Annotated in this window: 19 protein-coding genes; 12 read left to right on the forward strand and 7 right to left on the reverse strand. The window is 68.1% G+C overall.

All coding sequences use genetic code 11. The annotated features are described in order from the left end of the window. Window positions 1-9 precede the first annotated feature (9 nt). Window positions 10-591, reverse strand: coding sequence for an electron transport complex subunit RsxA (gene rsxA, locus CJ010_RS03490; RefSeq protein ID WP_141016757.1), 582 nt, complete (start codon window positions 589-591; stop codon window positions 10-12). 367 nt (window positions 592-958) lie between these two features. Here rsxA and nifL point away from each other — a divergent pair, with 367 nt between their 5' ends. Together nifL and nifA are read left to right on the forward strand one after the other, a co-directional pair. Continuing rightward, window positions 959-2515, forward strand: a complete 1557-nt coding sequence (gene nifL / locus CJ010_RS03495) for a nitrogen fixation negative regulator NifL (protein ID WP_141016758.1) — start codon at window positions 959-961, stop codon at window positions 2513-2515. Then, complete coding sequence (gene nifA, locus CJ010_RS03500) at window positions 2512-4065, forward strand: nif-specific transcriptional activator NifA (protein ID WP_141016759.1); 1554 nt, start codon at window positions 2512-2514, stop codon at window positions 4063-4065. Before nifL ends, nifA begins: the two co-directional genes overlap by 4 nt. 50 nt (window positions 4066-4115) lie before the next feature. On the opposite strand, the gene CJ010_RS03505 is transcribed toward nifA, so the two are convergent. The 3 genes from CJ010_RS03505 to CJ010_RS03515 are packed head-to-tail and all read right to left on the reverse strand — an operon-like array spanning window position 4116 to window position 6786. Continuing rightward, window positions 4116-5657 carry a YiiX/YebB-like N1pC/P60 family cysteine hydrolase gene (locus CJ010_RS03505; protein ID WP_141016760.1) on the reverse strand — a complete coding sequence of 514 codons (1542 nt, stop codon included), beginning with the start codon at window positions 5655-5657 and terminating at the stop codon, window positions 4116-4118. Between the two features lie 18 nt (window positions 5658-5675). Then, window positions 5676-6242 (reverse strand): hypothetical protein, encoded by a 567-nt coding sequence (locus CJ010_RS03510; RefSeq protein ID WP_141016761.1) that lies wholly within the window; start codon window positions 6240-6242, stop codon window positions 5676-5678. Window positions 6243-6252: 10 nt separating this feature from the next. Then, window positions 6253-6786 (reverse strand): superoxide dismutase family protein, encoded by a 534-nt coding sequence (locus tag CJ010_RS03515; RefSeq protein WP_141016762.1) that lies wholly within the window; start codon window positions 6784-6786, stop codon window positions 6253-6255. A 312-nt stretch (window positions 6787-7098) separates the two neighbouring features. Here CJ010_RS03515 and nifB point away from each other — a divergent pair, with 312 nt between their 5' ends. From nifB to draG, 8 genes are all read left to right on the forward strand, one after another. Continuing rightward, window positions 7099-8592 carry a nitrogenase cofactor biosynthesis protein NifB gene (gene nifB, locus CJ010_RS03520; RefSeq protein WP_141016763.1) on the forward strand — a complete coding sequence of 498 codons (1494 nt, stop codon included), beginning with the start codon at window positions 7099-7101 and terminating at the stop codon, window positions 8590-8592. A gap of 97 nt (window positions 8593-8689) precedes the next feature. Further along, window positions 8690-8980 (forward strand): YfhL family 4Fe-4S dicluster ferredoxin, encoded by a 291-nt coding sequence (locus tag CJ010_RS03525; protein WP_141016764.1) that lies wholly within the window; start codon window positions 8690-8692, stop codon window positions 8978-8980. Between the two features lie 93 nt (window positions 8981-9073). Next, window positions 9074-9523 carry a hypothetical protein gene (locus tag CJ010_RS03530; RefSeq protein ID WP_240794485.1) on the forward strand — a complete coding sequence of 150 codons (450 nt, stop codon included), beginning with the start codon at window positions 9074-9076 and terminating at the stop codon, window positions 9521-9523. After that, window positions 9520-10809: an FprA family A-type flavoprotein gene (locus CJ010_RS03535; RefSeq protein WP_141016765.1), complete on the forward strand. Its 1290-nt coding sequence runs from the start codon at window positions 9520-9522 to the stop codon at window positions 10807-10809. Before CJ010_RS03530 ends, CJ010_RS03535 begins: the two co-directional genes overlap by 4 nt. A 9-nt stretch (window positions 10810-10818) precedes the next feature. Next, a complete protein-coding gene (locus CJ010_RS03540; RefSeq protein WP_011764262.1) occupies window positions 10819-11106 on the forward strand; it encodes a 2Fe-2S iron-sulfur cluster binding domain-containing protein in 288 nt (95 codons plus the stop codon). Window positions 11107-11159: 53 nt separating this feature from the next. Beyond that, on the forward strand, window positions 11160-11510 hold the full coding sequence (locus CJ010_RS03545; RefSeq protein WP_141016766.1) for a 2Fe-2S iron-sulfur cluster-binding protein: 351 nt from the start codon (window positions 11160-11162) through the stop codon (window positions 11508-11510). A gap of 67 nt (window positions 11511-11577) precedes the next feature. After that, the gene (locus CJ010_RS03550; RefSeq protein ID WP_205754887.1) at window positions 11578-12153 is read left to right on the forward strand and encodes a nitrogen fixation protein NifQ; all 576 of its coding nucleotides are present in this window, start codon (window positions 11578-11580) and stop codon (window positions 12151-12153) included. Window positions 12154-12162: 9 nt separating this feature from the next. After that, entirely contained in the window at window positions 12163-13107 is a 945-nt protein-coding gene (gene draG, locus CJ010_RS03555) for an ADP-ribosyl-[dinitrogen reductase] hydrolase (RefSeq protein WP_240794486.1), read from the forward strand. Window positions 13108-13139: 32 nt separating this feature from the next. Here draG and CJ010_RS03560 read toward each other — a convergent pair whose 3' ends face one another. Next, window positions 13140-13745: a DUF2238 domain-containing protein gene (locus tag CJ010_RS03560; protein WP_141016768.1), complete on the reverse strand. Its 606-nt coding sequence runs from the start codon at window positions 13743-13745 to the stop codon at window positions 13140-13142. A gap of 142 nt (window positions 13746-13887) precedes the next feature. Here CJ010_RS03560 and CJ010_RS03565 point away from each other — a divergent pair, with 142 nt between their 5' ends. Continuing rightward, a complete protein-coding gene (locus tag CJ010_RS03565) occupies window positions 13888-15108 on the forward strand; it encodes a helix-turn-helix domain-containing protein (protein WP_141016769.1) in 1221 nt (406 codons plus the stop codon). A 46-nt stretch (window positions 15109-15154) separates the two neighbouring features. Continuing rightward, window positions 15155-15835: a PQQ-binding-like beta-propeller repeat protein gene (locus tag CJ010_RS03570; protein WP_141016770.1), complete on the forward strand. Its 681-nt coding sequence runs from the start codon at window positions 15155-15157 to the stop codon at window positions 15833-15835. 53 nt (window positions 15836-15888) lie between these two features. Here the strand turns inward: CJ010_RS03570 and CJ010_RS03575 are convergent, their stop codons facing one another. Both CJ010_RS03575 and CJ010_RS03580 read right to left on the reverse strand, forming a co-directional pair. Continuing rightward, window positions 15889-16302: a bacteriohemerythrin gene (locus CJ010_RS03575; RefSeq protein ID WP_141016771.1), complete on the reverse strand. Its 414-nt coding sequence runs from the start codon at window positions 16300-16302 to the stop codon at window positions 15889-15891. A gap of 11 nt (window positions 16303-16313) precedes the next feature. Then, a complete protein-coding gene (locus CJ010_RS03580) occupies window positions 16314-17165 on the reverse strand; it encodes an SIR2 family protein (RefSeq protein ID WP_141016772.1) in 852 nt (283 codons plus the stop codon). Between the last annotated feature and the right edge of the window lie 21 nt (window positions 17166-17186).

The raw sequence follows: 17186 nt of genomic DNA on the forward strand, positions 1-17186 counted from the left end.
GGTGCTTGCTCAGTGGTTGGTGAGGCCGGCAAAGCCCATGAAGGCGAGCGACAGCAGGCCGGCGGTGATGAAGCTGATGGGGGCGCCGGCGAAGGCGGCCGGCACCGAGGTCAGCGCGAGGCGCTCGCGCAGGCCGGCGAAGAGCACCATCACCATGGTGAAGCCGAGTGCCGAGCCGAAGCCGTACAGCACGCTGCGCACGAAGCCGGAGCCCTCGCCGGCGTTGAGCAGGGCGACGCCGAGTACCGCACAGTTGGTGGTGATCAGCGGCAGGTAGATACCGAGCACCTTGTAGAGGTCGGGCGCGGTCTTCTTGATGACCATCTCGACGAACTGCACCGTCGCCGCGATCACCAGGATGAAGGACAGGATGCGCAGGTAGCCGAAGTCGAAGGGCACCAGCAGGAAATGCTCGATCAGCCAGGTCAGCGCGCTGGCCAGGGTGAGCACGAAGGTGGTGGCCATGCCCATGCCGATCGCGCTGTCCACCTTCTTGGACACGCCCATGAAGGGACACAGGCCCAGGAACTTGACCAGGACCACGTTGTTCACCAGGGCCGTCCCCAGCAGCAGCATCAACCATTCGCTCATCACTATCCTCGCTGACCCCCTTCTATGGGTGTCCTGCTAGTACTTTGCAGAACGCGTGCCACGCGGTTTTTCGTTGCAAGTTGCTGAAATTAAATAAATGTTGCGCTGCGGGTCGGGGCGTGCGGTGTGGCGACTGCTTCATCGCTGCGAGGATTGTCGCGATTCGAACAAATGTGGCTTTCAGCCCTGTTTACGCGGCGTTTACGACGCCGTTTACCCGGCGTTTACGGCGAAATCAGGGGCTGCGGCCGGGTCTTCGAGGGGGAGTCCGGCCGGCTGCAGCGACGCACCGTGCCGGTGCAGTTGTATGTAGGGTTTGGCACAACGCTTGCTAGATGACGGGTGGCCCGCACTGCACGAGATCATCATGCCCGCACCCGTACCAACGCCCACCATCTTCGCCGATGCCGTTTTCCACTATGCGGTCGAGCAGTCGGCGATCGCGATCTCGATCACCGATCAGCACGCCAACATCCTTTATGTAAACCCCGCGTTCTGCGCGATCACCGGCTATCCCGCGGATGAAGTGGTCGGTCACAAGCAGTCGCTGCTGTCCTACAAATCCACGCCCAAGGCGGTCTACCAGGAACTGTGGGGTGCGCTGAAGTCGGGCCGGTCGTGGTCGGGCCGCCTGCTCAACCGCCGGCGCGACGGCTCGCCCTACGTCGCCGAACTCACCGTCACGCCGCTGAAGACGCCGGAGCACGAAGAAGAGGAAATCAACTACCTCGGCATGCACTGGGATGCCACCGAGGAGCACCGCCTCGCCCGCCAGCTCGCCAACCACAAGCAGCTCATCGAGTCGGTGATCTCGGTGGCGCCGGTGGCGGTGGCGCTGCTCGACGTCGACGGCCGGGTGGTGCTGGACAATCCCGCCTATCGCCGCATCGTGGCAGAAATGAAGGTCGCCGAGCCCGCCCATGCGGTGATCGAATCCCTGCGCCACGACCTCGGCGAGAGCTTCGACCGCTCCTTCGCCAGCCGTCGTGCCCTGCTCAACCAGGAAGTACGCTTCGATCTGGCCGGCGGCGAACCGCGCTGGTACGCCTGTTCGCTGTCGTGGTTCGAGGAGCATCACACCAGCCCGGACGCCTTTTACGGCGACGGCTGTTCCGATTACCTGCTGCTGGTGATGCACGATATCAGTGCATCCAAGCGCCAACAGGAGGCGCTGCGCCTCGCCGCGATGCGCGCGATGCTGTCCGAGGGCGAACTCAACCAGAGCCTGCGCGAGGCGCTGTCGGGCGCCGTTTTCCAGCTGCAGGGACCGGTCAACCTGATTTCCGCTGCGGCCGGGCTGCAGCGCCGCCGTGCCGGCCCCGGTGCCGGCAGCGACCCGCTCGCCAAGGCACTGTCGGAAGCCCAGCGTGCGGGCGAGCAGGCGATCTCCACCCTGCAGGCGGCGATGCCGCCCGAGCCGGAAGAGCCCGCCGGCCCGGTCAATCTCAACGAGGTGCTGCGCGACGTGCTGATGCTGGAAACCGATGCGCTGCTGTCGGCCGGTGTCACCGTCGACTGGCATCCCGCCCACATCCTGCCCTCGGTGCAGGGTGATCCGACCGCGCTGCGCACCCTGTTCCGCCAGCTGGTGGCCAATGCCATCGAGGCGATGAACGTGCGCGGCTGGAAGGAGCGCGGCCTGGTGTTGCGCACTCATACCCGCGACGGGCAGGTGGAGGTGGAAGTCACGGACACCGGCCCCGGCATCCCGGAGGCCCTGCGCATCAAGGTGTTCGAGCCCTTCTTCTCGACCAAGAAGGCGCGTGCCGCCGGTCGTGGCGTCGGCCTGTCGCTCGCCCAGGAAATCGTCAGCCGCCACCGCGGCGTGCTCGAGATCGACGGCGAACACACCGGCGGCTGCCGTCTGCTGGTGAGCTTTCCGGCAAGACGATCCGCCGCGGCGGACCAGGAGGTGGGCCGATGAGCGCCGCGGATCAGGCCCCGGGAGCTGAAGAGCGCGTCGCCTGGCTCGAATCCACGCTGGAGGCGCTGTACCGCGTCAGCCGCGTGCTGTCGCGCTCGCTCGAATTGCGGGAGACGCTGTCGGAGGTGCTGCGCGTGCTCGACGAGGAGTGCGGCTTCAATCGTGCGCTGGTCACGCTCAACGAGCCCGACGGTGAATCGATGGCGATCTCGGCGCTGCATGGCGTCGATGTGCCGATCGACCCCGACATCCGCTGGCGCGCCGGCGAAGGCGTCATCGGGGTGACCCAGCAGCGCTCGCGTCCGCTGGTGCTGGCGCGCCTGGCCGACGACAGCCACTACCTGTCGCGCCGCGGCCTGTTCGACGGCGAGGCGCCCTTCATCGGCGCGCCCATCCGTGCCGGCCACGAAACGATAGGCGTGCTCGCGCTGCAGCCGCCCTCGGCGGTGCGCGAACGCCTGGACGACTACGCCCACTTCGCCGAGATGGTAGCCAACCTGGTCGGCCAGACGGTGCGGCTGTCCTGTCAGGTGCGGCAGGAACGCCGCGACATCGCCGAAGAACGCGACAACCTGCGGCGCACCGTGCGCAACCGCTTCGGCTTCGACAACATCGTCGGCCACACCCAGCGCATGCGCCAGGTGTTCGAACAGATCCGCCAGGTGGCGAAGTGGAATACCACCGTGCTGGTGCGCGGCGAGACGGGGACCGGCAAGGAGCTCATCGCCCAGGCCATCCACTACAACTCGCCGCGCGCCTCCGGCCCCTTCGTCAAGCTCAACTGTGCGGCGCTGCCGGAGAACCTGCTCGAATCCGAACTCTTCGGCCACGAGAAGGGCGCCTTCACCGGCGCGCTGACGCAGCGCAAGGGCCGCTTCGAAATGGCGGATTCCGGCACGCTCTTCCTCGACGAAATCGGCGAGATCTCGGCCTCCTTCCAGGCCAAGCTGCTGCGCGTGCTGCAGGAAGGCGAGCTGGAGCGTGTCGGCGGCGCGCGCACGCTGCGGGTGGACGTGCGGGTGATCGCGGCGACCAACCGCGATCTCGAGCTGGAAGTCGAGGCCGGCAAGTTCCGCGAGGACTTGTACTACCGGCTCAACGTCATGCCCATCATGCTGCCGCCGCTGCGCGACCGGGTGGAGGACATTCCCGAGATCGCGCGCTTCCTGGTCGAGAAGGTGTCCAGCCAGCAGGGCCGGCCGCTGACGATCACCGACAGTGCGCTGCGCATCCTGCTGCACCACGCCTGGCCAGGTAACGTGCGCGAGCTGGAGAACTGCATCGAGCGGGCGGCGGTGATGAGCGAGGACGGCACCATAGACCGCGATCTCATCCTCATTTCCGGCATCGAGGAGCGCGTCACGCCCCTGCGCGGTGGCGGCGGCACGGTGGATCTCGACGATCCGGGCCTGGACGAACGCGAAAGGGTCATCGCCGCGCTCGAACAGGCCGGCTGGGTGCAGGCCAAGGCGGCACGTTTGCTGGGCATGACGCCGCGCCAGATCGCCTACCGCATCCAGACGCTCAACATCAAGGTGCGGCAGATCTGAACCGCCGCCCGCCGCCGGGCGCGATGCCGGCAGGCGGGCGGGGTGCGGCTTCAGCGCGCCGCGGTCTCGCTGCGCGCGAGCTTCTGCGACGGCGTGCGGGTGAGCTTTTCGAGCAGGGCCCGCGGCGCGTCGGCGATCTCGCGGCCGTCGTGGTAAAGCAGGGCGACGTTCAGCGGGCCGTCGCCGGTGGCGCGGGCGGCGATGTTGTCCGGGCTGACCGTCACCCGGCCGAACATCCGGGTGGTGGGCCACTGCATGTCGCCGTAGGCGAGATACACCAGCTTGGAGCAGAACACGCGCTGGGTGGTCTCGGCGTCGAAGTTGAAGTCGTAGGCCTTGCCGACCTGGCGCAGTGTCTGCAGCACGATCCCGGCGCGGGCCGCCGGTGACAGGGCCTCGGCGCGCAGCACGGCGAGGTCGTCGATGTTGAGGAAGGCGGCAACAGGGTTCATCTCCACGCCGGAGCGCAGCGCTTCGACGATGCCGTGGCCGGCGCGGATGTCGGCCTGGAGCGGCTGGACCACAGGGTGGTCCCAGATGCCAAGTTCGCGCAGCTGTGCCTCGTCGCCCACCCAGATCGCCGCGTGGCCCCAGTGGCCGGGGATGAAGCTGTCGGTCAGGCGGAAGGGCGTTTTCTCCAGCAGGATGTCGCCGGCGCGCAAGGTGCGCTCCACCCGTTCGAGCACGTCCGGCCGCCGGTCGAGCTTGCCGCGGCGGGTTTCGATCAGGCCTATGGTGTTGCCGAACAGCAGGCTGGAGAGGTTGAGGCTTTCGTTCTTGAGGCTGTTCAGGGTGTCGACCGTCGCGACCCGGAAGATGCCGAAGTGATCACCCAGGTCGCCGAGCGGATCGGCGCGCCGCACCATGTGGTAGGACGGACTCTGTGCGATCAGGCCGGCAAGGTAGGCCTGGCCGTCGAGGTCGTCGCCGACGGCTTCGGCGCCGTGGCGTTCGTACCATGCGATGGCGCGGCGAACGCGCTCGCGGTTGGCCGGCGAGGCGTAGGCGCGGGTGATGCGGTCGAGTTCGCCGGTGTCGAGCGCGAAGCCGCGGTCGCTGCGGTTGAGGTGCTGGCGCAGCACGCTGTCCTCGCGGTAGAGCGAGATCGCCGACAGATAGTTGTCGTAGAGCGTCAGCGCCGCGGCGAGCGACATCAGGATGCCGGCGCGGCGGACGGCGACGGCGTCGGCCTCCAGCGGCGGCGGCATGTCGAGCCAGCACTCGTGGGCGAAGGCCGCCTGCAGCAGGGCGCGGCGCTGGGTCAGCAGGGCGGCGGCGCCGCTGTTGAGCCGTTGCAGGTCCTGGCCGGTCAGGGCTGTGCCGTCTGCGCTGCGCCGGTTGAGGGTGTGGAACAGGCGTATCGCCTCGGCGCGCATGGCCAGCGCTTCTTCCGATAGCTGCTGGTAGGCGACCAGCCGTTCCTCCATCGCAGCGCGGCTGCCGGGCGACTCGTGGCAGATCATGAGGTCGGGCAGGTTTTCGCCCGGCGCCGGGTCGTTGGCGAAGGCGGGTACCGGGCTGGCGCAGGCGAGCAGCAGTGCCAGCAGCAGGGGGCGCAGCGGTTGCCGGCGCCGCGTACAGGTATCGGACATGGCGGTCGAATCAGGGGCTCAGGAAGTGGGGCGCGGGCCGAAGACCAGCGCAAGATCGCAGCTCGCACCACCAGGGAACCAACGTGCGAGCGCGGCGGCGTCGCCGGCGAAGTGCACGCTGAATTCGTCGGAGACCGGCTTGCGCTGGTGCGACTGGGCCTGCGGCCCGCCGAGCGCAACACGGAAGCGGTCGGCGAAGTCGGCTCCATGCAGGCGGCAGGCTTCGGCATCGGCGACAGAGCGGTCGAGGCCGCGCGGCAGGGCGATGACCTCCTCGATGCGACCGTCGTTGCCGGCCATCGCCATCACCGCGAGTTCGATACCGGCGCTGCGCACCGTGATCGATACCTGGTCGCGCGCGTCGCAGCCGGGGCCGACCTGCGCGGCGGCGGCGTCCAGCGGCAGCGCAAGCGCGGCCGCGGCGCGCAGGTCGCGGCCGAGCCGCAGCGGACCGACGCCGTCGGCGGTGACGATGGGCGCGATCGCGGCCGGCACGGGCGCCGCCGGCATCAGTGCCTGGCGGGCGACGACCGCGGTCGCCGCCACCGCCAGGGCCGTGCCGAGGGCCAGCGGCCAGCGCTTCATCCGCGGATGCTCAATCGGCTGCCTTGACCACGCCGCAGGCGATGCGCGCGCCGGCCCCGCCGATCGGCTGGGTGGCATGGTCGTCGCGGCTCTCGTGGATCACCAGGGCGGCGCCGTCGGCGTCGAGGATGGTGGCGCGTTCGCCGGCGCCCTTGAGGCTGGCCAGCGAGGTGAAGAGTTCGGCCTCGACGCTGCCGTCGGCGTGCACGAAGAGCACCGGCAGGTCGCCCGCGTCCGGACCTTCCGGGTTCATCAGGCCATGCTTCTTGCCGGTCGGGTTGAGATGGCCCTTGGAGGCGACGAAGCCCTTGTCGGGATCTTCGCAGGTGCCGACGCTGTGGATGTGGATGCCCTTGGGACCCGCGGTCAGACCCTTGGCCGAGACGTGGATCAGCACGCCGGTCGGGCCTTCGCTGAGGGTGGCGGTGCCGACGGGTTTGCCCTGGCGGTCGACGATCTGGGCGCTGGCGCGGTCGGCTGCGCCGGCGTGGGCGGCGATGGTGGCGAGCAGGACGGCGGCGGCAAGTGTTCTGATGGCAGGCATGCGGTCTTCTCCGTGGATGGTTGGGGCCTACGGCGATGCGTGACGATCACAGGACGCGTCGGTCGTATGCGTCGTGGGTGGCTGCATCTTAGGCGGCACACATGGCGCGGGCAATGCAGCAATGCACATCCCGGCACGGGCCGTGTCGCCCGCTTGTGCGGAGTCGGACACGAAAAGCTGTGACGTAGCCGACAAGAAAAGCCCGACAAGAAAAGAGTTGTCCTTTTTAATCAAATGGATAATTCGTTTTCTTGTGCTGGCACGGCCTTTGCAAAAGTCATCCCCGTAAGACTTCGCTAAAGGGGATCGACAATGGAACTCCCGGTTATCAGCAATACCGCACCCGAAGAGTCGGGCGGCGGCTGTAGCTCAAGCGGCTGTGGGACCGCGCCCGATGCGCTCTCTCATCTGCCGGACAGTATCCGCAGCAAGGTTCAGGACCACCCCTGTTATTCGGAAGAAGCCCACCACTACTTCGCGCGCATGCACGTCGCGGTGGCCCCGGCCTGCAACATCCAGTGCAACTACTGCAACCGCAAGTACGACTGCTCGAACGAATCCCGTCCGGGCGTCGTGTCCGAAGTGATGAGCCCCGATCAGGCGGTCAAGAAGACGCTGGCGGTGGCGGCGGCGATCCCGCAGATGACGGTGCTCGGCATCGCCGGACCCGGAGACCCCCTCGCCAACCCGGAACGCACCTTCGAGACCTTCCGCCAGCTTTCCGAGCAGGCGCCTGACATCAAGCTGTGCGTGTCCACCAACGGCCTGTCGCTGCCGCAAAGCGTGGATGAACTGGCCAAGCACAACATCGACCACGTCACCATCACCATCAACTGCGTGGACCCGGAGATCGGCGCCAAGATCTATCCGTGGATCTTCTGGGAAAACAAGCGGATCTTCGGTGTCGAAGGAGCGAAGATCCTCATCGAGCAGCAGCAGAAGGGCCTCGAGATGCTGTCCGCACGCGGCATCCTGGTGAAGGTCAACTCGGTGATGATTCCGGGCGTCAACGACGAGCATCTCAAGGAAGTGTCCAAGATCGTCAAGGCCAAGGGCGCTTTCCTGCACAACGTGATGCCGCTGATCGCCGAAGCCGAGCATGGTACCTACTACGGCATCATGGGCCAGCGCGAACCGACGCCGCTGGAACTCGAAGCCCTGCAGGACTCCTGCTCCGGCGACATGTCGATGATGCGCCACTGCCGCCAGTGCCGTGCCGACGCGGTGGGCCTGCTGGGCGAAGACCGCGGTGCCGAATTCACCCTCGACAAGATCGACGAGATGGAAATCGACTACGCCACGGCCATGGTCGAGCGCGCCAAGGTGCACGATGCCATCACCTCCGAGCTGGAAATGAAGCGCGCCTTGAAGTCCGCGCCCAAGTTCAACCCGGATGCCGAAGAGAAACCCGCCACGCGCGCCATCCGCATCGCCATCGCCAGCAAGGGCGGCGGCCTGGTGAACGAGCACTTCGGCCACGCCCACGAGTTCCTGGTGTACGAGGTCGGCCCCACCAGCCACCGCTTCCTGACCCACCGCAAGTGCACGCCCTACTGCATGGGCGACGAATCCTGCGGTGACGGCGAAACGGTGCTCGGCCAGATCATCAAGAGCCTGGAAGGGGTGGAAGTGCTGCTGGCCAGCAAGATCGGCTTCGAACCCTGGGCCGACCTGGAAAAGGCGGGCATCCAGCCCAACGGCGAGCACGCGATGGAGCCGATCGAGGAAGCCATTCGCGCGGTGTATGACGAGCTGGCCGCCGCCGGCAAGCTCGATCAGCCCGCCGAAGCCAAGGCCGCGGCCTGACGGCAAGGGAGCCCGCGCTGGCGCGGGCTCCCGCTTTTTCGTCACGGAACCCTGCAGAACATTTCCGCATTCACCCAACGAACGCGAGAGGCACGAAATGGCACTGGAAATCACCGAAGTCTGTGTGGGCTGCTACGCCTGTGAGCCGCTGTGCCCGAACAAGGCGATCAGCGCCGGCAACCCGGTGTTCACCATCGATCCCGACAAATGCACCGAATGCCTGGGCGATTACGAAAAACCCCAGTGCGCCGAGATCTGCCCGATCGAGGCGGCCATCGTCGATGAACTCGGCGATGCGCTGAACCCGCTCGGTTCGCTCACCGGCATCCCCATTCATCTGATCGAGGAATACAACACGACCGGCACCGTTGCCCGGCCCGGCGTGTAAGCAGCTCCGCAAGACCCGTCCGGGCTCCGTGTGGGGCCCGGTGCAATACCGCGGTGCGTTGCGCGCGCACCGCCTTCGAGCAAGGAGCATGTCGTGACGACGACCATGCAGATCCGCTTCTGGTGGAAGCCCGGCTGTGCCACCAATACCCGTCAGATTCGCCTGCTGGAGCAAGCCGGCTGCGAAGTGAGGGTGGAAAACCTGTTGACCGAGCCGTGGACGCCCGCGCGCCTGGCGGCTTTCCTCGGCCGCCGGCCGGTGGCCGAGTGGTTCAACCCGGCGGCGCCGGCGGTGAAGTCCGGCGCCGTGGTGCCTGCCGCCTTCAGCCCGGAAGCCGCGCTGGAGCGCCTGGTAGCCGAGCCCATCCTGATCCGGCGGCCCTTGATCGAGATCGGCAACGCGCGCTGCGCCGGTTTCGTGCCGGAATGGCTGGCGGCACAGGGGGTGACGCTGGCACCCGAGGCCCCGGTGCCCGAAGGTTGCAGTCATGGCGACGCGCCCGCCGCCTTCTGTCCACCGCCTGCCGTCGCGAGCCCGTCATGAGCAGCCCGGGCGCGGTATCCCCGGACAAAGCCGTCGCCGTCGCCCCGGGCGTGCACTGGGTGGGGGCGCTCGATCCCGACCTGCGCCAGTTCGACATCATCCTGCGCACCGCCAACGGCACCAGCTACAACGCCTACGCCATCCGCGGCAACGCCGGGGTGGCGGTGGTGGATACCGTCAAGGCGGAGTACGCCGACCTCTTCTTCCAGCGCCTGTGGTCCTGCTGCAAGCCGGAAGAGATCAAGGCCATCGTGCTCAACCACCTCGAGCCTGACCACTCCGGTGCCTTGCCCGAACTGCTCAAGGCCGCGCCCCAGGCGCCGCTCTACATCTCGCGGCCGGCCTTCGCGATGCTGAAGGGCATCATCAAGGACGGGCTGGATCCGGCGCGCATCATCGCGACCGAGCCCGACACCCGGGTCGAGCTCGGCGGGCGCAGCCTGCGCTTCCTGCAGACCCCTTATCTGCACTGGCCCGATACCCAGTGCACCTGGGTGGAGGAAGACGGCTTTCTTTTCTCCGGCGACGTCTTCGGTTGCCACTTCTGCGATCCGCGGTTGTTCAACGACAAGGTCGGCGACTTCCGCTTTTCGTTCGACTACTACTACCAGCACATCATGCGGCCCTTCCGCGAGCATGTGCAGGCGGCGCTCGAGCTCATCGAGCCGCTCACCATCCGCCTGATCGCACCCGCTCACGGCCCGGTGCTGCGCGACGTGCCGCAGACCTACGTGCGGCGCTACCGCCAGCTCGCCACGCCGCAGCTGCAGAACGAGGCCGCCGAGCGCGCCAAGACCCTGCTGGTGTTTTACATCAGCGCCTACGGCAACACCCAGCAGATGGCGCAGGCGGTGCGCGAGGGTGCCGAGAGCGTGGACGGCGTGCGGGTGTCGCTCTACGACCTCGCCGGTGGCGAGCCGGGCCCCTTCGTCGACCTGATCGAGGAGGCCGACGGACTGGTGTTCGGCTCGCCCACCATCAACGGCGACGCGGTCAAGCCGGTGTGGGATCTGCTGTCCTCGCTCACGCTGGTCAAGGTACGCGGCAAGTTCGGCGCCGCGTTCGGCTCCTACGGCTGGAGCGGCGAGGCGGTGGGCCTGATCGAGGACCGCCTGCGCGGCCTCAAGCTGCGGGTGCCGCGGCCGGGGGTGAAGGTCAAGCTCATCCCCACCGTCGATGAGCTCGCCGAGTGCAACGCGCTGGGCCGCGAGCTTGCCGAGCACCTGGTCGGCCGCAGCGGACCCCGTCATATCGATTTCACAGCGCTACAGGCGCGTTCTGCATAGGAGCAAACCATGCCCAAGGCCCAGGTCACCTTCGAGGATATCGAAGTCACCGTCACCGTTCCCGCCGGAACCCGACTCATCGAAGTGTCCGAGAAGATCGGCGCCGGCATCACCTACGGCTGCCGCGAGGGCGAATGCGGCACCTGCATGATGAAGATCGTGTCGGGCAGCGAGCATCTCGCCAATCCCTCGGTGCTGGAAGACAAGGTGCTCAAGGACAACTTCGCCGGCGTCGCCAACCGGCTCGCCTGTCAGGCCCAGGTACTGGGCGGCCACGTGGTGGTCCGCCCGGGCTGATTCCGAACAACACCGGCAGAGAGGCCGTTCAACAACCGTTCCGGAGTTTCACCATGCCTAACATCACTTTCTCCAGCCCGATCCACAAGGACAAGACCGTGTATGCGGTCACCGGCTCGCATACCAACACCATCCTCAAGGTCGCCAAGGAGAACCACATCCCGATCGACTTTTCCTGTGAGGACGGCAACTGCGCCACTTGCCTCATCAAGGTCACCTCGCTGACCCGCAAGGGCAAGATGGCCGGCCCGCTGACCGACAAGGAAATCGCGGTGCTCAAGGAGCACAAGAAGATCTCCGCCGAGGAGATCGACAAGATGCGCGTCGAGGACGTGCCGACCACGCCGTGGCGCCTGGCCTGCCAGCTGGTGCTGCGCGACGAGGATCTGCTCGTCGAGTACTGATCGCGGCTTGCGGCCGGCCCTCGCGGGCCGGTCGTGCCCGCACCCCGACTTCTTGAGGAATGCCGCGATGCTCGCTCCGCTCAATCAACGTCCGACGCCCGCCCGCCAGGCGCTGCACGCCCACCTGATGCAGCATGCTGCCGGCACGCCCAACGACGAATTCCTGGCTCACCTGATCGCCGGCTGGACGCTGGGCGACGGTGTACTGCCGCCCGATCTCGGCCTCGGCGCGCAGCGTTTCGCCCGCCTGATGGCGGTGCATTTCCCCGGTCTGGTGTGGCAACCCAAGACCGACCACGGCCCGGCCCTGGTGCTCTACCCGGAATTCGACGATCTGGTGCGCTTCATCGGCGCCCACGCCGACGCTGCGGTGGCCGGGTCGGACGACATGACCCTGGTGCTCGCCACCGCCTGCATGGGGTCGGATCACCTCTGGCAGGATCTCGGCCTGCCGTCGCGGCGCGAGCTGTCGCAACTGATCGCGCTCAATTTCCCCGAACTCGGTGCCCTCAACAACCGCGACATGAAGTGGAAGAAATTCCTCTACCGCGAGCTGTGCCAGCGCGAGGGCATCTTCGTCTGCGCCTCGCCCTCGTGCGAAGCCTGTGCGGATTACGCCAACTGCTTCGGCCCGGAAGTCTAGGAGATGATCATGGTGGCGCTCGGCAGCGAAGTCGACGCAGTGCTGGCGGAGCCCGCCGGCCTTTCCGCCGAAAGGTTGAACCGGGCCTGCGGTGCAATGCTGGGGCTGGCGATCGGCGATGCGCTGGGCGCGACGGTCGAGTTCATGACCCCGCGCGAGATCGCCGCGCAGTACGGCGTGCACGACCGCATCCGCGGCGGCGGCTGGCTGAAGCTGCCGTCCGGTGAGGTGACCGACGACACCACCATGAGCTTCGCGCTCGCCGAGGCCTGGCTCGCCGCGGGCGGCCCGCCGGATGCCCGTGCCTGCGCCGACGCTTTCGATGCCTGGATGAGGGCCAAGCCGGTCGACATCGGCAACACCGTGCGCCGCGGCATCGTGCGCTGGCGGCTGCACGGCACGGCGCAGGCCGAACCCTCGTCGGACGCCGGCAACGGCGCCACCATGCGCTGCCTGCCGGTGGCGCTGGCGACGCTGGGCGCCGAGGCAGAAGTGATCGAGGCTGCCGCGCTCGTCCAGGCCCGCGTCACCCATCACAATCCGCTCACCGATGCGGCCACCCTGAGCGCGGTACGCATGGTCCAGGTGGCCATCGCCGGCGCCGGCGTGGACGGCGTGCTGGCCGAGGCCGACGCGCTGGCCGCCCGCCATGCGGAATTCTTTTTCCGCGACCGCCGTTGCGACAACCCCAGCGGCTACATCGTCGACACCATGCGCGCGGTCTGCCAGGCGATCGCCGGCCAGCGCGGTTTCGAAGCGGTGTTGGTGGATGTCGTCAACCGCGGCGGCGACGCCGATACCACCGGTGCCATCGCCGGCATGATCGTCGGCGCCCTGGCCGGTGAGACCGGCCTGCCGGCGCACTGGCGGCAGGCAGTGAAGGCGGGCGTACGCATGGATTGCGTGCGGCTGGCGAGCGGGCTGCTGGAGCTGGCGCCCGCGAGCCGCGGCTGATCGGCGGCGGGCCGGGCGGACAGGCGCCGCCCTCAGGCGTCCGACCTGCCCATGCGCTGCAATTGCAGGTCGTGCCAGGGCCCCAGCAGCAGCTGTGCCGCGACCGCGCCCAGTAGCGCCAGGAACATGTCCCACTGGGCATCCCACGGGTCACCCTGAGTGCCGAGGAACTCGACGGAACCCTCGCCCCAGAACACCGCGGCAGCCCACTCAACCAGTTCGTAAGCGGCACTGATACCCAGGCAGGCGAGGGTGACGACGAAGAACAGCCACTTTCCCGGCCGCAGCGGCGAGGTGCGCAGCAGCAGCTCCCGCCCGAGCACTGCCGGGGTGATGCCCTGGAACACATGGCCGATGCGGTCGTAGGGATTGCGGGCGAGGCCGAACATTTCCTGCAACTGGAGACCGAGTGGCACGCGGGCGTAGGTGTAGGTGCCGCCGAGGATAAGGATCAGCGCGAACAGCGCGATCAGCCAACAGCTCAGCGGCGTCAGCGGAAAGCGGCGGGCGGTGAGCACCAGCACCGGCAGCGCGATCAGCACCGGCATCACCTCGGCCAGCCATACGCTGCGGTCGTAGGGCGAGACGCCTGATGCGATCAGGGCGGCGGCGACGACGATCAGCAGGGCGAGGCGCATCGTTGCGGGGTTCCCGGTGTGGGTGCCAGCCGTGATCTTACTGCGTGGGGGCGGGGTGGAGATTGTCCGGCCGTCAGCCGCGCAGGCCAACGCAGGGCGTATCACCAAGGCGCATCCGGGCGCAGGGGAGTAGCCTGCCGGCATGGACGCTTCGATTACCGCTGCCGCGCGGGCCCTCGTCGTCGGCGATCCGCTCGGCGCGCTCAAGCGCGTCGCCCTGCGCGATGATCCGCCAGCACTGGCCCTGAGGGGCATTGCCATGGCCCAGCTCGGCGAGCACCCGCGCGCCCGTGACCTCCTGCACCGTGCCGCGCGCGGCTTCGGCGCCCACGATGCGCTGGCGCGCGCGCGTTGCGTCGTTGCCGAGGCCGAGGTGGCGCTGGCCATGCGCGAGCTAGGCGGCTCGCCGCGCGTGCTGGCGATGGCGGCCGCCACGCTAGCGGCGCATGCCGATCATGCCAACGCGCGCTGGGCGCGGCTGATCGCGGTGCGTCGCCTTCTGCTGCTCGGCCGCCTCGGCGAGGCGGAGGCGGCGTTGGCTGGTCTCGAGCTGCAGGGCCTGTCGCCGCCGCTGACCGCGGTGGCCGAGCTGACTACGGCCGAGCTGGCGCTGCGCTCGCTGCGCGTCGGTGCGGCGCGGGCAGCGCTTGGCCGCGCGCACGAGGCCGCCGCTCATGCGCGTGTGCCGGCGCTGTTGGCCGAGGTCGTCGAGCTGAGGGCGGCACTCGATCGCCCAGCCGCGCGGCGTCTGCTGGACGGTGGTGAAGAGACGTTGCGGCTTGAAGAGGCGGCGGCGCTGCTGGCTTCGGGCGCGCTGGTCGTCGATGCCTGCCGCCGCGGCCTGTGCGCCGGGGACGCGTGGTTGTCACTGGCGCGGCGGCCGGTGCTGTTCGCGCTGATGCGCGCGCTTGCCGAGGCGTGGCCCGGCGATGCCGAGCGGAATACCTTGATCGCGCGGGCGTTCCGTAGCCGCCAGCCGGATGAGACGCACCGTGCGCGCCTGCGCGTGGAGATCGGCCGCCTGCGCAGGCTGGCCGCGCCGATGGCGGATATCGAGGCCAGCGCGCGCGGTTTCGTCCTTCGGCCACGGGAGCGACGACCTGTCGTCGTGTTGGCGCCGCCGATCGACGGCGATCAGGCAGCACTGCTGGCGTTGCTCGCGGATGGCGCGGCGTGGTCCACCTCGGCCCTGGCGGTGGCGCTGGGTGCCAGCCAGCGCACCGTACAACGCGCGCTCGCCGAGCTCGAAGCCGCCGGACGGGTGCGCTCGATCGGGCGGGCGCGGGCACGCCGCTGGTTGTCGCCGCCGCTGGCGGGATTCACGACGATCTTGTTACTCCCCGCTGCGTTCGCGATTGAATAGAGTGGCCTCACGGCGCCGATCCGAGGCGCGTCAGAAGGAGCCAGCGATGACCAGCAGAACGATGAACAAGGATCGAACCGACGCGCCGGTGCATGCGGCGGAGATCGTGCGCGAGTACGGCCCGTTTGCCGGGGCCGACCACGTCCATGGTGTCACCCACGACGGACGGTGCGTCTGGGCTGCGACCGGGACCGCGCTGATCGCATTCGAACCCGGGACCGGCCAACCCAGCCGCAGGATCGACTGCGCCTGCGACGCCGGCACGGCCTTCGACGGCACCTACCTCTACCAGATCGCGGATACGCGCATCGACAAGATCGATCCCGCCTCCGGCAAGGTGGTGGCGTCGATCCCGGCGCCCGGCGACGGCTGCAACTCCGGCCTTACGTGGGCGGAGGGGCGTCTGTGGGTGGGGCAGTACGGGGATCGCCGTATCCACCAGATCGATCCGGAGACCGGCGTGCTCTTGCGCACCATCGAATCCAACCGCTTCGTCACCGGCGTGACCTGGGTCGATGGTGAGCTGTGGCACGGGACATGGGAAGAGGACGAGAGCGAGATCCGCCGGATCGACCCGGAGAGTGGCGCAGTGCTCGAACGGCTGGCGATGCCGCGCGGTACCGGCGTCAGCGGGCTAGAGTCCGACGGCGCGGCACTCTTTTACTGCGGCGGCGGTGCGAGCGGCAAGGTCCGGGCAGTGCGACGCCCGCGCGACACCGGCGCGTGAGATGGCACTCCTTTCGAGCCGATGCGCCCCGGCTTGAGGCGGGGCGGACCGCCTCAGGCGCTCACAGCCTTGTCCACCGCCAGCCTCTTCAGGTGCGCAGCCAGCGCCGAGTCCATCGTCGCCAGGTGCAGGTCGAACCATTCCTTGAGGTTCTCGCGCACGTAGGCGCGCGCCATGCGCATCTTGCCGGCCTGGACGCTGCGGTTGAAGCTGCGCAGCTCGATCAGCACCCGCTGGTGCTCGCTGATGTGCTCGCCGATTGCGTTGAAGCGGGTTTCCTTCATGCGCGCGTCTTCGGCGAAGAAGTGGCTGCGGGTGTGCTCGAGCAGGGTATTGAAGAGTGCCGGAAAGGCGGCGTCGTCGGCCGCGCACAGGCGATCGACCTGCTCGACGAACGCGTGGTGGGTGGCGTCCATCTCCGGCACGCCCAGGGCGTGGCGGGCGTCGTCCCAGACGAAGCTGCTCATCGCCGCGCGACTCACGCCGTTTCGGCGACCGGCAGGCCGGCCAGATCGCGCAGGTCGGCGTCGATCACGGTCAGGCCGAGGCGGGCGCAGAAGCGCTTTTCCTTGTCGTTGGCGCCGGGGATCAGCGCCCAGCCGGACGGTTGCGCCGCGCTGAACATGATGTCCGACAGCAGCATGCGCTGGGTGTCGCGGTTAAGGCGCATGCCGGCGACGAGGTACTTGAGGCCGACGCGGCGGGTCTTGAGGAAGCCGGGAATGGCGAAGCCCCCCATCAGTTCGGTGATGTAGTCGACGAAGTCGGCGTCCGACGCGATCCAGTTGCCTTCCGGCCAGGGCGTGCCACAGGGCTTGAACAGGATGGGGGCGTTCGGGTCGATTTCGGATTCGTCCACCGCGCCGCTGTATTTCTCGCCGTCGTACTTGTAGAGCTTGTAGCGGAAGGCGGTGCCGGCAATGCGGGCGACGCCGACGATGAGCGTGTGCGGGCGGCCGGCGTAGAGCTTCTGCAGGCCGGTGTCGCGGTTGATGTCGACGATGTAGGGCAGCTTCTGCTCGGTCAGCCAGCGGTGCATGCCGGCCTCGGACCAGCCGTTGTCGCCGTAGGTCTGCTCCAGCCAGCGGTTGACCGCGCTGCGGCCGCGCTTGAGTTCGACGTTCATCGCCGCGCGCGGGAATTCGTACATCAGGCGCGGCGCCATCGGCTGGCCGTTGTTGAGCGACAGGATGAGTTCGTCGCTGGTCGCGGGGATCTTGATGCCCTTCGTCGCATGGCTGACGTCGGCCAGCGCTTCGGCGCCGATGAAGGGAACCACCTCGCCGGCGGCAAGGCCGGCCTTGATCTGTTCGAAGACTGCTTCGTTCATGGGAGCTTCCTTGTCGAGTCG

Source organism: Azoarcus sp. DD4 (assembly GCF_006496635.1).
Taxonomy (GTDB): domain Bacteria; phylum Pseudomonadota; class Gammaproteobacteria; order Burkholderiales; family Rhodocyclaceae; genus Azoarcus.